Source organism: Bradyrhizobium sp. Bra64 (assembly GCF_024519875.1).
Lineage (GTDB): Bacteria > Pseudomonadota > Alphaproteobacteria > Rhizobiales > Xanthobacteraceae > Bradyrhizobium > Bradyrhizobium japonicum_G.
In genome coordinates, this window is sequence record NZ_JALJRD010000004.1 from 114,146 (window position 1) to 127,690 (window position 13,545).

Below are 13,545 nucleotides of genomic sequence, written 5' to 3' on the forward strand. Positions count from 1 at the left end.
GAGTCTTTTAGCGGTTCCGGCCCCGGCCGTCCGCATGATTCTTTCATCACACGCTCTTCTGGAACCGGCCCGATAGCTCGCCAAAACCCTCGATCAGGGCTTCGGTGCCGTCGACCTCGGCCAGCCGCGCCTTGACGTCGCGCAGCCACGCCAAATTGGCCTCGCTGGGGTCCTCCCCCAAGGCCAGCTCGGCGTCCTTCAACTCTCTAAGTAGTGAATGGTATTGCCGATGCAAGGCAACCAGCTGGTGCCAGGTGGAGAGAACGTCGTCCTGCGCCGCGCCCTCGCGGGCCCCCCACACCGCCGCGGTCGTGATACCGTTCTCAACCCTCTGAAGAACCTGAGAAAACCCGCCCTTGTCGAGATCGCCGCGCATCTTCTCGGCGCGTTCGCCGGGGTCCGGCGAATGGTGATGGTCGTTGGCGAAGGCGGCGATGATGCCCGCCCGCAGCTTGTGGGCCTCGGGATGGGCCAGCTCCAGGGCCGCGACTTCCTCGAGGTGATCGTGCAGCAGCCAGGGGTGGTTGATGAGGCACTGCAGGATCAGGGCCTCCCGGCGCGAGATGGCACTGCGCTGGCCGCGCATGATCGGGCTCGCGGCAAGCTGGGGGCTCGCCGCCTGGTAGGGGCCGGCGGGTATCTGGATCGGACCAGGCGCGCCGCGGCCGCCGAATCGATTCGCTGGTCCGCCGCCACGGGGCTGGAACGGACGGCCCCCGGAATTGGGCCGGAAATTGCCACGGCCGGCGAAGCCGCCGCGCCCGCTCTCCGGCGCGAACGTGCGCTGAAGCCGCTCGGCGAGATCCTGGCGATAATAGCGCCGCACCACCTCGTCGCGGATGCCGCCCGCGAGCTCCTTGATGCGCGCCTCCAGCGCCGCGCGGCGTTCGGGAGTGGCGAAGTTGCCGCCCTCCAGCTCGCGCGACCAGAGCATGTCGGCAAGCGGGCGCGCCGCCGCGATCACCTCTTCCATCGCGCCGCGACCGCCGGAGCGCACGAGATCGTCGGGGTCCTGCCCTTCCGGCAGCAGCGCAAAGCGCAGGCTCTTGCCGGGGCTGAGGAACGGCAGCGCAAGGTCCGCCGCACGATACGCGGCCTTCTGACCGGCGCGGTCGCCGTCAAAGCAGAGGATCGGCTCGTCCGCCATCTTCCAGAGCAGTGCGAGCTGGTTTTCGGTGAGCGCAGTGCCGAGGGGCGCCACGCTGCCGGCAAAACCCGCGGTGACCATGGCGATGACGTCGACATAGCCCTCGACCACGATCAGCGCGCTGCCGTCATGGGTCGCTTTGCGCGCGGTCTGGTGATTGTAGAGATTGTCGCCCTTGTGGAAGAGCGGCGTCTCGGGCGAGTTCAGATATTTGGCCGGAACGTCCTTCTCCAGCGCGCGCCCGCCGAAGGCGATGACGCGGCCGCGCATGTCCGTGATCGGAAACATCACGCGGTCGCGGAAGCGATCGTAGGGCACGGGGATGTCGTTGCCGGCGACGAGCAGCCCGGTCTCGACCATGTCGTCGACGGAGATTCCGAGCTGGCCGAGATGCTCCTTGAGCGCGAAGCGGTCGGGCGAGGCATAGCCGAGGCGAAACTGCAACTGCGTCGCCGGCGAGATCGCACGGTCAGCGAGATAACCGCGTGCCTTGGCACCGAGGCGCGAGGCCAGCGTCTCCGCAAAGAATTTTGCGGCAAGATCCATGACGTCATGCAGAGACTTGCGCCGCTGCTCGTGCCGCGCCGCATCCGGCGTCACCGCCGGCAGCGGCAGGCCGGCCAGACTGGCGAGCCGCTCGACGGCTTCGGCAAACGGCAAGCCGTCGGTTTCCATCACGAAGGTGATGATGTCGCCGTGCTTGCCGGAGGAGAAGTCGTGGTAAAAACCCTTCTGGTCGTTGACGTAGAAGGACGGCGTCTTCTCCTGCTGGAACGGCGACAGCCCCTTCCACTCCCGCCCCGCCTTTTTCAGCTTGACGCGCTTGCCCACGACTTCGGACACCGAAAGCCGGGCGCGAAGCTCGTCGAGGAATTGTGGCGTGAAGCGCATGATGCTGATTTCTGGGCTGAGTCGGCATTATGGCCAACCGGATAGGCATATAGGGATGGCCCTCGGAAATACGAAGCATGTGTGGCTTCTCCCGGCTATTCACAGGTCGAAAGTTTCGACGGAAAGCTTGAACCCGGCCCGGTTCCACGCTTCGATAGGGCATGTTCAGGACCTTTCGAGGCGGTCAGAGCGGGGGCTGGCGCATCACCTCGATTTCGCCCGTGACGGGCGAGCCCCTGCCCTTCATGCCAGCGCTGTCGGTCACCGACAGCGAGGCCATCGCGTTGCCGCTGGTGCCCTCGCGCAATGCCTGGCGGCTGGTCGGCGCCGCGAGCAGCTTGCGCTACACTGAGCGCGCCGAGAAGCAGCAGCTGGTGGCCGTCCAGGCCGGCCTCGGCCGACTGGAGGCAACCAGCGCGGCGCTGATCCCGATCCGCAAGTCGCAGGCCTGGTGGGAGCTCACCCAGGAAGAGCGCCGCAGGATCTTCGAGGACAAATCGCATCACATCGCGAGCAGCCTGCGCTACCTGCCCGCCATCGCCCGCCAGCTCTATCACTGCCGCGACCTCGGCGGTCCGTTCGATTTCCTGACCTGGTTCGAATTCGCCCCCACGCACGCCTCGCTGTTCGAGGAGCTGGTCGCGATGCTGAGGCGGACCGAGGAGTGGACCTATGTCGAGCGCGAGGTGGATGTGCGCGTTGTGAAGGAAGTGCTGTCGGCCTAGTGATCCAGGAAACGACCGGACTCGATGACGGGCAGGTCAATGACGGGCCAGTTGTAGACGTAGGTCCAGGCTTTCTCGGTGGCCCCGTCCGGCAGCGTCACGTCGATCAGCTCGCGCAGATATTCCGTCGGTTCAGGAAAGCCCTCGCCGCAGGCTTCGTACATGTCGAGCTCGCCCAAGAGTTCGTCGCCCGCGCGCAGGTGAAAGAGCTCGCCGTGCACGCGATCGGACGGCGCCTCGGACAGCAGCAATCCCGGATAGTGTTTCACCAGGACGAGCCGGCCGCGGCAGGTCGCCTCCCCGAGGAAGTCCGCATGCGCCGCGAGCAGCCGCGCCATCGGATGGTCGAAGCCGCGCATCAGGGTGCCGTAGACGAAAAGGCGATCGGAGGTCATGGAGCTTGTTATCCCGCGAACGGGCGCCCATTCAAGCCGTCTTCGCAATAGTGCTTTGGGGCCCCATGCTTTATAGCCTAGCGGATCAGTGCTGCTTCGACAGGCAACCCCGTATGGATACAGACGCAACAGGCGCGCTATCTCAACTGCTCGGCGAGGGCGAGGCCCATCCGGTCCATGAAGTCAACACGGCCGGCCAATCGCCCTTTCTGCTGACCTCGGATCATTACGGACGGATCCTGCCCCGCGCGCTCGACGATCTCGGCGTCGCAGGCAGCGAGCTGACGCGGCACATTGCCTGGGACATTGGCATTGCCGGCGTCGCCGACCGGCTGGCAGAGATGCTGGATGCGCATTTGATCGCGCAGCGCTACTCGCGGCTGGTGATCGATTGCAACCGCCCGCCGGCCGCCGTGAGCTCGATCCCGTTGATTTCCGAAGCAACCGCGATCCCGGGCAACGAAGGGATCACGGAGCAGCAGCGCACCGCAAGGCGCCGCGAAATCTTCGAGCCCTATCACGGTCGCATCGAGGCCGCGATCGACCGCCGCCTGCACGACAAGAAACCGACGGTGCTGGTGTCGCTGCACAGCTTCACGCCGGTCTATGCCGGCGTCGCACGCCCCTGGCACATCGGCGCACTCTACAATCGCGACACCGTGCTGCCGCAGCTGCTGCTCAGGCACCTCCGCGCCGAGGGCGATCTCGTCGTCGGCGACAACGAGCCCTATGCCGTGAACGACCTCACCGACTACACCATCCCCGTCCACGGCGAGGCCCGCGGCCTCGTCAACACCGGCATCGAGATTCGTCAGGATCTGATCGCCGACCAGTCCGGCCAACAGCAATGGGCCGAGCGGCTGGCGCGGATCTTTGCGGAGATCGAGGTGGAGCTGCGGGCGGCGAGGCTGGTCGACTAGCTCCCCCGTGTCGCGACGAACATCGCGAGCGCGGCGAAGATCGCGGCAATGCCCCACAGCACAAAGGCAATGCGGCCAGCGCCGCCTGTATCGAGCGTTGCCTCGGCCGGGTTGTCGGGATTGACGCGAACCTCGACGGTCGCGCCGTCCTGGTAGCGCGACATCAGCTTGCGCAGCATGTCATCAGAAGCCGACGGCGTACCGGCAGCGACGCGCGCGCATTCATTGGTGTAGCTGACGTTCTGATAGAGGTAGGTGTAGGTCACCCGCTTGCCGAACATCTCGGTGCCCCGCGCCTCGCCAGGTTCGCTGGCCTCGCGATAGTCCTCGATCCCCGACAGCTTGATGGTGCCCGGCACCACCGGCCAGCGCGTCGCCATCGACGCCTGCCGGTGCACGGCATACCCCATCAGCGCGATGACGAGGCCGAACGCGGCAAAGGCGACCACGAGGCCGGCGAGATCGGGCCGTCCGACGTGGTGCGCGAGATAGGCATAAGTCTGGTTGAGGCCGAAGGCCGAGCCGAACACGATGGCAAGCACGACCACCGTGCCGATGCCGAGGCAGCCCCACAGCCCCTTGGGAAGGTCGCGCTCGAGCACGGCCTGATCGGGATGGCGAGGATTGTAATAGACGGTGACGATCGTGCCGGCGGGATATTTCGCGAGCTTCTCGGCGACCTGAAAATTGCCGAGGTCCTCGCCGATCGAGATACGGTTGCAGCGCAGCTTGCGGCCACCGACCGAATATTCGTAAGTCACGTTCGCAAAGTTGCGGCTTTCGAGGCGAGAGCCTCCCTCGCGATCGTCGTCGAAAACCTTGACGTCGCGCAATTCGGCGACCGAGGTCATGACCTTGCCGGGCGTTTGCGGCCAGTTTCGCGCCTCGCGCACCTGCCAGGTCTTGACGATGGCGGCGACCAGGATGAGCCCGAGCGGTGCGAGCAGCATCGCATAGACGAACCATGGCAGATCGGGCACGGGCAATTCCTTCGTCGGCGGCAATGTCAGATTGGACGCATTGCCGCTGCGAAGGGTTCAAGCCGGACCGGCTTTGGAGGGGTTATTTTGCCCGGGTCAGCGCCAGCCAGATGCCGCCGCCGATCATGAAGCCGCCGGAGATGCGCGACATCATCCGCGTGCGGCGGGCTGAGAAGAATTTTCGCGCGCGCCCGGCGGCGATGGCGTAGAGCGCGTCCGTCATCACCGCGGTGACCATGAAGGTGGCCCCGAGCAGCGCGACCTGAGGGAAGTGGTCGCGGTTCATGTCCATGAACTGCGGGATGAAAGCGCCGAAAAACACCAGCACCTTCGGGTTCGACAGCAGCACCAGGAAACCTTGCAGGAAGAACCCGCCGCGCGGCGGCGCCGGCGGCTCGTCGACGTTGACGCCCTCGACCGGCGCCCAGATCAGCTTGATGCCGAGCCAGACCAGATAGGCGGCGCCGGCAAAGCGTACCCAGTCGAACCAGTAGCCCATGGTTGCCATCAGCGAGGTCAGGCCGACCGCAACGATGCCGATGACGATGGCGAGGCCGGCCTGGGCGCCGGCCACGTTGGTCAGCGCCGCGCGCGTGCCGTGGCGTAGCCCGTTGGCGATGACGAGCGTGACGATCGGACCCGGCAGCAGCGCGAGCGCGATGCAGGCGGCGAGGAAGGCGAGATAGGCTTGCAGGGACATCATGGTGAGGACTCGCTGAGGGCGGTTTGGAGCATTAATGCATGGCGGAGGCGGGAACGGAAGACGTCACCGCTGCAAAGCGCGGGCTGATCAGATCGACATCCGCAACACCCATATTGCGTGCGCCAAAAACGCCATCTTGACATGCAACCTTTTAGTTGCCTATTATCGCAGCCATGGATGAGGTCTTCAAAGCGCTCGCCGATGCGTCACGACGGTCGCTGCTCGACAGGCTTCATGCCAGAAACGGCCAGACGCTGAACGAGCTTTGCGAAGGCCTCGCGATGACGCGCCAGGCCGTTACCAAGCACCTTGTCATCCTCGAGGAGGCCAATCTTGTCACGACCATCAGGCATGGCCGCGAGAAGCTGCACTATCTCAACCCGGTGCCGATCCATCAGATCGGCGAACGCTGGATCAAGAAATTCGAGCGCGGCAAGCTCGCCGCGCTCAGCGAGTTGAAACGCCAGCTGGAGAAGCGCGATGAGTAAGCCGGAGTTCGTCTATGTCACCTACATCGAGACCACACCGGAGAGGCTTTGGGAGGCGCTGACGTCGAGCGAGTTCACCCGGCAATACTGGTTCGGCGCCGAGGTCAGGTCGGACTGGAAAATCGGCTCCCCCTTCGCGCTGCTGCTGGAGGGCGAGATCACCGATTCCGGCGAAATCCTGGAAGCCGATCCACCGCGGCGGTTGTCCTACAGCTTCAAGCACCAGAAGTACGAAGAGCTGCGCGGCGAACCGATCTCGCGGGTGGTCTTCACCATCGAACCGTTCGGCGCGCTCGTGCGTTTGACCGTGCTGCATGACGGCTTCGTCGAAGGCGGGAAGTATCTCGGGGCCGTCTCCAATGGCTGGCCGGCGATCCTGTCCGGGCTCAAGAGCCTCCTGGAGAGAGGCAAGGTGCTCGCCATCCCGCGCACGGCGCTCAACAAGGGATTCGACGCAAAATGAACCTCGATCAATTCAAGCCGCTCACGGTCTACACCATCTACATCGCTTCAACGCCGGAGAAGGTGTGGGAAGCGCTGACCTCGGCCGAGTTCAGCCGCCAATATTTCTTCGGCAATGCCGTGGAGGTGGAGCCGCGACTTGGCGGCGCGTTCATCGTCCGCACGCCGGATGGCGCCCCGCACATCAGCGGCGAGGTGCTCGCATACGATCCGCCGAAAAAGCTGTCGGTGACCTTCAACGTCAACTGGCCCGAGCTGATCGAGAAGCTCGGACCGACTCTCGTGACCTATGACATCGAGCCGGCCGGCGACGCGGTCAGGCTCACCATGAGCGAAGGCCACGACCGGCCGCTCAGCGACGCCATCCTTTCCGGCGGGCGTTCGGGCTGGCCGGCGATCCTGTCGGGGCTGAAGAGCCTGCTGGAGACGGGGAAGGCGCCGCAGATCAAGATGGCGCCGCCGACGCAGATGCTGGCGGCACTGAAGGCGATGGGGATCAAGACGCCGTAGCGGCTGGAATCTGCGACCTCATCGCTTCTTCTTCACCGGCGGCTGAATCTCGTCGATCTTGCGACGGCAATCCCCTTCCGAGTCGTGCGGACCCGAGACAAAGGTCCCGCTGACCTTGATCGCGTACCAGCCCGACTCTACGCCGAGCCGAACCGCTTCATCTGTCTTGACGTGCCGTGGGGAGAGAGCTTGGATCGGTAGAGCTTCCATCGGGTGCTTTCGGTTGGCGTTCGATCTCATATCGAACCGCTGTGGGATTGTTCAGGCATCCGCGGCATGAGCCTGCCGCGTTCGACTCACCACTGGAGACGTCGCGATGAGTCGGCTCCGCCGGTGCGGGAAATGAGCCGTTTCACGTCGAGCGCATGTCGTCGTGGCGCCGCGTGCGCAGAGACGACCGATCTTTCCGGCATTGCCGCACCGTGCGCGCAATCGCCGCAATTAGCTATCGTTTTCTCGCCCCCGCCGCGCTTTTGACGCGCCAGATGCCACTCTCGATCGAATAAGACCGTCGACGTCTTGTGTTCGACCGCTTCGTAGCCATGTTAGGAGCTCAGCCAAGGGAAAGTCGTTCGCATGAAGCTCCGCGTCGGGTTCGAGATGCTGTACGAGTTCCCGCAACCGACGCCCATGATCATGGTGCTGGGCACGCACTTCACGCGCGCCTCCGATGTCATCGTGCCCGATCTGCTGACTACCAGCCCCTCAGTGGTTATCAGTCCCTATCGCGACCTCTTCGGCAATTGGTGCAGCCGCATCGTGGCGCCGGCCGGCAACTTCCGCCTTGCCGCCGATGGCGTCGTTCGCGACAGCGGCCTGCCTGACCCGGCGTTTCCGAACGCGTTTCAGCACGCCGTCGAAGCACTGCCGACCGACACGCTCGTCTATCTGCTCGGCAGTCGCTACTGCGAGACCGATCGCCTGACGGATATCGCATGGAAATTGTTCGAGCAGACGCCGCCGGGCTGGGCGCGGGTCCAGGCGATCTGCGATTTTGTTCATCGCCGCATCACGTTCGGCCATGAGCATGCGCGGGCGACCAAGACAGCCCGGGAAGCTTACGATGAAGGCAAGGGCGTGTGCCGCGACTATGCCCATCTCGCGATCACGTTCTGCCGCTGCATGAACATCCCGGCGCGTTACTGCACCGGCTATCTCAGCGACATCGGCACACCGCAGCCGTGGGCGGCCGGAGATTTCGCGGCTTGGTTCGAGGCCTTCATCGGTGGAAGCTGGCACATGTTCGATCCGCGCAACAACACGCCGCGGATCGGCCGGGTGCTGATCGCGCAGGGACGCGATGCCGCAGACGTTCCGATCACCCAGACCTTCGGCCCGAACACTCTGCTCAATTTCAAGGTATGGACCGACGAGGTCAGCTGATGACAGACGGCACAGCGACCCTCGACGCGGATGAATTTGCCTCGTTAGCCGAGGTCGGCAAGGGCAAGGCGCAACGCGAAATCCCGCAGGTGCATGGCGAGCGTCTGACGGGCCTCGGTTATGCGATCAGGCGCCTCGGCGAACTCGAACTCACCTCATCCGGCGTTCGCCGCCTGGCAACGGGCGCATAGAACGCGGCCGGTGCGTCCGGCTCCCCGCTTACGCCACCGGCACCACCAGGCGCCGATAAAGATGCCAGGTCGCGTGCCCCAGCACGGGCAGCGTCACGACCAATCCCAGAAAATACGGCAGCGCCGAGACGATCAGCAGCATCACGATCACGGCGGCCCACGAGATCATCGGCAGCGGGCTCGTCACCACCGCGCGCACGCTCGTCACCATCGCCGTGACGAAATCGACCTCACGATCGAGCAGCAGCGGAAACGACACCACGGTCAGCGCAAACAAAACCAGCGACAGTGCAGCGCCGACCGCGTTGCCGATCGCCAGGAACAGCAGGCCCTCGTTGGTCGTCAGGACCACCGTCATGAATTCCTGGAGGTTCGAGAACGAGGCATGCAGCCCGAGCAGCAAGGCGATCAGAAGCCGCACCTGGTACATCCAGATCACGAAAACGAACAGCGTGACGAAGGCCATCCAACCGATCTCGCTGCGTGAACGTATGGCGGACCAGATCGCGCCGGGCGAGACCGGCTCGCCGCGCTCGCGGCGCCGGCTGACCTCGTAGAGGCCGATCGCCACGAACGGCCCGATCAACGCAAAGCCGGCCGCAAGGGGATAGACGAGATAGACCATGCCGAACGCGGTGAGGCACAGCATGATGACGATGCCGCCGGCCGCGTAGAGCGCACCGAAGCAGAGACCGTAAAACGGCAGCGCCTGGAAATCACGCAGGCCCTCGACCAGCGCTTCGGCGATGTCGGTCGCCGCAACGGGACGCACCACCGGATCGACCTTGCCCGAAATGGACATCGGCTCCCTCCTCATCTGCCGCCGCGATCTCCGTCGCACGCGGATCGACCTCCATGTTAGCGCCTCTCTCCGGCGCGCGCACGCGCGAGTTGATCGCCGACAACGGTATTCCGAAGCCTCCGCCGCGCGCCCGGGGAAAACCACCGCACCGGCGCCGGCGCTCCCTTCAGGAGGCTCAACCGTGATGCACACGGCGCGAAATCTTGCACGCCAGGGGCTTTTTTCGGCCCCGAGCCTATGGACTGAACGGATGGTGGTACCGCAAATTGGGTCTTTGAATGAGCATTCGCGATGACCGGAATGGACCGCCCGACCGATGAGCTTGCGTACCCGGCTACTGATACTCGTGATCGCGGCCATGCTGGTGCCGGCAAGCCTCGTCGGGCTGCGTTTCATGCAGAACAGGACCAGCGAAATCAACGCCGCCCTGGCCAATCTGGCGGCGTCGGCTGACGAGATTGCAAGCGATCTGAGCGAAAAGATTCAGGGCACCGCCCAGCTTCACTATGGGCTGGCCCGTGCGCGCGACCTCGACACGCGCGACAAGGCGGCGTGCTCGGCTTTCCTCTCCGATGTCCGCGAGGAATATCCTCAGTTCACCGGCATCCTGACCATCGATCCGGACGGCAGCCTGTTCTGCGACTCGCTGCGGACCAACCGCACCCTCGATCTGAGGGATCGCGCCTATTTCAAGCAGGCCCTGGTTTCGCACGGCGTCGTGCTGGAGCCGGTCTTCGGCCGGCTGACCGGAATATCGGTGCTCCAGATCGCATATCCGGTGCGATCGGAGGCAGGCGCGCTGAAACTGATCCTGCTCGCATCGTTCAATCTGCGCAAATTCGCCGAGTACCACCACAAGCGGCTGCTTGGCGAGAAGGAGGTGCTGCTCATCGACGGCAAGGGGACTGTTCTCGTCGCCCCCTCGGGAGCGGGCTGGGCCGAACCCGTGGGCGCGTCGATTGCAGGATCCGACCTGCTGCGCTTCGCGACAGCTCCGGGTCAGAAGGCGTTTCAGGAAGTGACCGATCGCGAGGGCCGAACGCAGGTCTGGGCCGTCGCCCGCTCGCCTTCGACCCGTGACGCCGGCCTCTACGTCCTGGTCGGACGGTCCAAGGACGGACTGGTCGCGGCGGCGAACCGCCGGCTCCACGAGGACATGGCGATCCTCGCGGTGGCCTCGCTGCTGCTGCTGGCCGGCGTATGGATCCTCGCCACCGTGAGCGTCGGGCGCCAGGTCGGGCGGCTCGCCACCATGGCGAAGAGGCTTGGGCTCGGCGATCTCAGCGCGCGAATTCCTCTTCCCCATCCGCGCGGCGAGCTCGGCGGATTGATGACCCTGCTCAACGGCACCGCGGAGTCGCTCGAGCAGCAACGCGCGGCCATCGCAGACCTCAACCAGAAGCTCAGCCAATCGCAGAAGATGGAAGCCATGGGCCAGCTCACCGGCGGCGTGGCGCATGATTTCAACAATCTCTTGACCATCATTCTCGGCAATTCAGAGCATCTCGCCGACAGGCTGGCGGGGAACAAGGAATTGCACCGGATCGCCGGCGACATCGCGACCGCCGCCGAACGCGGCTCCGACCTGACCCGGAGCCTGCTCGCCTTCGCGCGCAAGCAGCCTCTGAGGCCGCGAGACATCGACATCGGCGAGAAGGTTCACGAGATGGAGCCGTTGTTGCGCCGTCCCTTGGGCGAGCACATCGAATGCAGCTTCGCGCTCGAACCGCAGGTGTGGCCGACCAGCGTCGATCCCGGCCAACTGACGACTGCGCTGCTCAATCTCGTGCTCAACGCGCGTGACGTCATGCCGCTGGGCGGCAGGCTGACCATCGCGGTGCACAACGCCTCGCTCGGTGAATCCGACCTCGACGTCAACGGCGAGCCGCGCGCCGGCGACTATGTCATGGTGGCCGTGACGGACACCGGCAGCGGCATGACCGCCGAGGTGGCGAGCCGGGCGTTCGAACCGTTCTTCACGACCAAGGAGGTCGGCAAGGGGACCGGGCTCGGCCTGAGCATGGTCTACGGGTTTGTGCGGCAGTCCGGCGGCGTGGTGCAGATGCAGTCCGAGCCGGGACAAGGCAGCGTCGTCAGGCTGTTCTTTCCCCGCCTTGCAACGCCGCGAAGCGAGCCTTCGTCGCCCGCCAAACGGATCGTCGCTCCCGACGGAAGCGAGACCATTCTCGTCGTCGAGGACGACGACATGGTTCGGGCCTATGTCGAGAACGAACTGAAAGCGCTCGGCTACCGCGTGATCGCGGCGTCGAACGGCCCCGCAGCCCTCGAATTGTTGCGCGGCTCCGGGGATATCGACCTGCTGTTCACCGACGTCGTGATGCCCGGCGGCATGTTCGGGCCCGAGCTTGCCAGGCAAGCAACCCAGCTGCGGCCGGGGCTCAAGGTGCTGTTCACCTCCGGCTACACCCAAAATCCCGTCAAGGCGCCCGACGGGGCCGGCGACGCCCGCGTCCTGACCAAGCCGTTCCGGCGACGAGACCTCGCCGCGGTGCTGCGATCAGCACTATCGGCGCCGTCGCGCTAAGCCTGCGCCGCGGGACTGTTGGTCAGGAGTGCGACGCGAGGAGAAGCGCCGCACCAAGATTGGCGACGAACAAAGCCGCGTCGATGACGAAGATCCTGAGCATCGGGCCCTTCAGCACGGGCCAGTAAGCCACCCCGACGCGCCCACCGCGCATCAGGACCGGAAGGTTGTAGGCGAACTGGCTGAAATGGCAGGCGGCAAAGAACAGGAACAGCACAAGCTGCGCCTCGACCGGCTGGAAGAAAAGCGGACGAGCGGTGAGAAGATAGAGCGACAGAAGCCCGATCGGCAGGTTGATGCCGCCCAGAAAGGCTACGCTGGCCGCCAGGGTCGGCGCGATCGGATTGCCGCGCTCTTCGCGCGGCAGCAAAATCTTCAGTGTGTTGGCTTGCGCAATGCTGAACTGGATGAATGCGCCGCCGAACCAGAGCGCGTTGAGGAGGAGGACGAAATCCGAAAGGTGCATGCCTATTTTCCGTAAAAAGCTTCGCTGCGGACCACGCGGCCCGCGTCGTCGAAATCCATGAACTCGCTGGCGCGCGTGTCGCCGAGTCCCACCACACCGTCAGGCGCGCGATCAACTCGTCCCAGCTCCAGCTCAGGATCTTCAGGTCTGCGCTCTCGATGTGGCCATAGGCCTCGCGCCAATAGGCGCGGATGTTGTCGGCGCCGGTGACGACAGGAGAGCCGGTCAGAGACAGCGCCAGAGGGCTGCGCATCTGCGCATCGTCGGCAAAATGCGCGACGACCGCGTCGATGTCGACCCGGCACCAGCTCGCGCACCATGCCGCGGCGAAGCGTTCGGCGGCCCCGCGGTCCATTTTCTGTACGCTCTTGTCCTGTCCGCCCATGGCGCGGCCCTCCCCCAGATCGTTGCCGGAGAGTGGCAAAGCGCGCACCTCATGTCAACCATGTTGACTTGAGACTTGTCAATTGTTGTCGGCTATCGCTTCCATCACGGCCATCCAGGCCACTGCGCCTCGCGTCCCGACGCGATCGAACGCATCGCGCATGACCTTGCGCTCGTGGTCCGACGCCGTTTGCTCGATACGCTGCCCCGTGGCCGTCAGGCGCAGCAGCTTGGAGCGATGCTGCTCGGACGACCGCTTCGACGTCAGGAGCTTGCGCTCCAGCAGGAGATTGAGCGGCCGGTTCAGCGCTTGCTTGGAAATGCCGAGGGTCTCGATCAGCGAGCCGATCGCGATGTCGGGCTGTCGCGCCACCACATAGAGGATGCGATGGTGCGGGCGCGACAGACCCTGCTTTGTCAGATAGTCGTCGGCCTCCAGCGTCATGCCGCGCCAGCCGTAGTACATGAGCTCCAGCGCCGCATCGAGATCGTGCAGCTTCTTCAGCGAAGCGCGGTGAAGGCCCGCGGCTTGAGACATCTTTGGCATTGTCAG

At 64.9% G+C, this 13,545-nt stretch carries 16 protein-coding genes; 8 read left to right on the forward strand and 8 right to left on the reverse strand.

The window, feature by feature from the left end:
• Nucleotides 1-46: 46 nt before the first annotated feature.
• Complete coding sequence (gene dnaG, locus NR187_RS15465) at nt 47-2,038, reverse strand: DNA primase (RefSeq protein WP_211381599.1); 1,992 nt, start codon at nt 2,036-2,038, stop codon at nt 47-49.
• A 161-nt stretch (nt 2,039-2,199) separates the two neighbouring features.
• Between dnaG and NR187_RS15470 the strand changes: the two genes are divergently transcribed.
• Nucleotides 2,200-2,763 carry a chlorite dismutase family protein gene (locus NR187_RS15470; protein WP_211381598.1) on the forward strand — a complete coding sequence of 188 codons (564 nt, stop codon included), beginning with the start codon at nt 2,200-2,202 and terminating at the stop codon, nt 2,761-2,763.
• On the opposite strand, the gene NR187_RS15475 is transcribed toward NR187_RS15470, so the two are convergent.
• Nucleotides 2,760-3,158: a gamma-glutamylcyclotransferase gene (locus NR187_RS15475; RefSeq protein ID WP_211381597.1), complete on the reverse strand. Its 399-nt coding sequence runs from the start codon at nt 3,156-3,158 to the stop codon at nt 2,760-2,762. The two genes, NR187_RS15470 and NR187_RS15475, sit on opposite strands and share 4 nt — an antisense overlap.
• 113 nt (nt 3,159-3,271) lie before the next feature.
• On the opposite strand from NR187_RS15475, the gene NR187_RS15480 reads away from it, so the two are divergent.
• Entirely contained in the window at nt 3,272-4,078 is an 807-nt protein-coding gene (locus tag NR187_RS15480) for an N-formylglutamate amidohydrolase (RefSeq protein WP_211381596.1), read from the forward strand.
• On the opposite strand, the gene NR187_RS15485 is transcribed toward NR187_RS15480, so the two are convergent.
• On the reverse strand, nt 4,075-5,058 hold the full coding sequence (locus tag NR187_RS15485; RefSeq protein ID WP_256806982.1) for a DUF3592 domain-containing protein: 984 nt from the start codon (nt 5,056-5,058) through the stop codon (nt 4,075-4,077). The two genes, NR187_RS15480 and NR187_RS15485, sit on opposite strands and share 4 nt — an antisense overlap.
• 82 nt (nt 5,059-5,140) lie before the next feature.
• A complete protein-coding gene (locus NR187_RS15490) occupies nt 5,141-5,761 on the reverse strand; it encodes a LysE family translocator (RefSeq protein ID WP_085384410.1) in 621 nt (206 codons plus the stop codon).
• Between the two features lie 173 nt (nt 5,762-5,934).
• On the opposite strand from NR187_RS15490, the gene NR187_RS15495 reads away from it, so the two are divergent.
• From NR187_RS15495 to NR187_RS15505, 3 genes are read left to right on the forward strand one after another with little or no spacing between them, the layout of a single operon-like run.
• Nucleotides 5,935-6,249, forward strand: a complete 315-nt coding sequence (locus NR187_RS15495) for a helix-turn-helix transcriptional regulator (RefSeq protein ID WP_084809905.1) — start codon at nt 5,935-5,937, stop codon at nt 6,247-6,249.
• Nucleotides 6,242-6,712: an SRPBCC family protein gene (locus NR187_RS15500; protein WP_256806984.1), complete on the forward strand. Its 471-nt coding sequence runs from the start codon at nt 6,242-6,244 to the stop codon at nt 6,710-6,712. Before NR187_RS15495 ends, NR187_RS15500 begins: the two co-directional genes overlap by 8 nt.
• Entirely contained in the window at nt 6,709-7,221 is a 513-nt protein-coding gene (locus NR187_RS15505) for an SRPBCC family protein (RefSeq protein WP_211381591.1), read from the forward strand. The genes NR187_RS15500 and NR187_RS15505 overlap by 4 nt, the downstream gene beginning before the upstream one ends.
• A gap of 18 nt (nt 7,222-7,239) precedes the next feature.
• Here NR187_RS15505 and NR187_RS15510 read toward each other — a convergent pair whose 3' ends face one another.
• Nucleotides 7,240-7,431, reverse strand: a complete 192-nt coding sequence (locus tag NR187_RS15510; RefSeq protein ID WP_249128809.1) for a hypothetical protein — start codon at nt 7,429-7,431, stop codon at nt 7,240-7,242.
• A gap of 366 nt (nt 7,432-7,797) precedes the next feature.
• Between NR187_RS15510 and NR187_RS15515 the strand changes: the two genes are divergently transcribed.
• Nucleotides 7,798-8,604 (forward strand): transglutaminase family protein, encoded by an 807-nt coding sequence (locus NR187_RS15515; RefSeq protein WP_211381589.1) that lies wholly within the window; start codon nt 7,798-7,800, stop codon nt 8,602-8,604.
• Entirely contained in the window at nt 8,604-8,795 is a 192-nt protein-coding gene (locus NR187_RS15520) for a hypothetical protein (RefSeq protein ID WP_211381588.1), read from the forward strand. Before NR187_RS15515 ends, NR187_RS15520 begins: the two co-directional genes overlap by 1 nt.
• 28 nt (nt 8,796-8,823) lie before the next feature.
• On the opposite strand, the gene NR187_RS15525 is transcribed toward NR187_RS15520, so the two are convergent.
• Nucleotides 8,824-9,597, reverse strand: coding sequence for a DUF2189 domain-containing protein (locus NR187_RS15525; protein ID WP_211381587.1), 774 nt, complete (start codon nt 9,595-9,597; stop codon nt 8,824-8,826).
• 316 nt (nt 9,598-9,913) lie between these two features.
• On the opposite strand from NR187_RS15525, the gene NR187_RS15530 reads away from it, so the two are divergent.
• The gene (locus NR187_RS15530; RefSeq protein WP_256806985.1) at nt 9,914-12,142 is read left to right on the forward strand and encodes an ATP-binding protein; all 2,229 of its coding nucleotides are present in this window, start codon (nt 9,914-9,916) and stop codon (nt 12,140-12,142) included.
• A gap of 22 nt (nt 12,143-12,164) precedes the next feature.
• On the opposite strand, the gene NR187_RS15535 is transcribed toward NR187_RS15530, so the two are convergent.
• Together NR187_RS15535 and NR187_RS15540 are read right to left on the reverse strand one after the other, a co-directional pair.
• Nucleotides 12,165-12,608: a hypothetical protein gene (locus NR187_RS15535; protein WP_256806986.1), complete on the reverse strand. Its 444-nt coding sequence runs from the start codon at nt 12,606-12,608 to the stop codon at nt 12,165-12,167.
• A gap of 463 nt (nt 12,609-13,071) precedes the next feature.
• Complete coding sequence (locus tag NR187_RS15540; RefSeq protein ID WP_211381584.1) at nt 13,072-13,539, reverse strand: MarR family winged helix-turn-helix transcriptional regulator; 468 nt, start codon at nt 13,537-13,539, stop codon at nt 13,072-13,074.
• Nucleotides 13,540-13,545 lie beyond the last annotated feature (6 nt).

Coding starts and splice junctions, on each gene's coding strand:
- dnaG (WP_211381599.1), bottom strand. CDS start 2,038: ATGCGCTTCACGCCACAATTCCTCGACGAGCTTCGCGCCCGGCTTTCG.
- NR187_RS15470 (WP_211381598.1), top strand. CDS start 2,200: ATGTTCAGGACCTTTCGAGGCGGTCAGAGCGGGGGCTGGCGCATCACC.
- NR187_RS15475 (WP_211381597.1), bottom strand. CDS start 3,158: ATGACCTCCGATCGCCTTTTCGTCTACGGCACCCTGATGCGCGGCTTC.
- NR187_RS15480 (WP_211381596.1), top strand. CDS start 3,272: ATGGATACAGACGCAACAGGCGCGCTATCTCAACTGCTCGGCGAGGGC.
- NR187_RS15490 (WP_085384410.1), bottom strand. CDS start 5,761: ATGATGTCCCTGCAAGCCTATCTCGCCTTCCTCGCCGCCTGCATCGCG.
- NR187_RS15495 (WP_084809905.1), top strand. CDS start 5,935: ATGGATGAGGTCTTCAAAGCGCTCGCCGATGCGTCACGACGGTCGCTG.
- NR187_RS15500 (WP_256806984.1), top strand. CDS start 6,242: ATGAGTAAGCCGGAGTTCGTCTATGTCACCTACATCGAGACCACACCG.
- NR187_RS15505 (WP_211381591.1), top strand. CDS start 6,709: ATGAACCTCGATCAATTCAAGCCGCTCACGGTCTACACCATCTACATC.
- NR187_RS15510 (WP_249128809.1), bottom strand. CDS start 7,431: ATGGAAGCTCTACCGATCCAAGCTCTCTCCCCACGGCACGTCAAGACA.
- NR187_RS15515 (WP_211381589.1), top strand. CDS start 7,798: ATGAAGCTCCGCGTCGGGTTCGAGATGCTGTACGAGTTCCCGCAACCG.
- NR187_RS15520 (WP_211381588.1), top strand. CDS start 8,604: ATGACAGACGGCACAGCGACCCTCGACGCGGATGAATTTGCCTCGTTA.
- NR187_RS15525 (WP_211381587.1), bottom strand. CDS start 9,597: ATGTCCATTTCGGGCAAGGTCGATCCGGTGGTGCGTCCCGTTGCGGCG.
- NR187_RS15530 (WP_256806985.1), top strand. CDS start 9,914: ATGAGCTTGCGTACCCGGCTACTGATACTCGTGATCGCGGCCATGCTG.
- NR187_RS15535 (WP_256806986.1), bottom strand. CDS start 12,608: ATGCACCTTTCGGATTTCGTCCTCCTCCTCAACGCGCTCTGGTTCGGC.
- NR187_RS15540 (WP_211381584.1), bottom strand. CDS start 13,539: ATGCCAAAGATGTCTCAAGCCGCGGGCCTTCACCGCGCTTCGCTGAAG.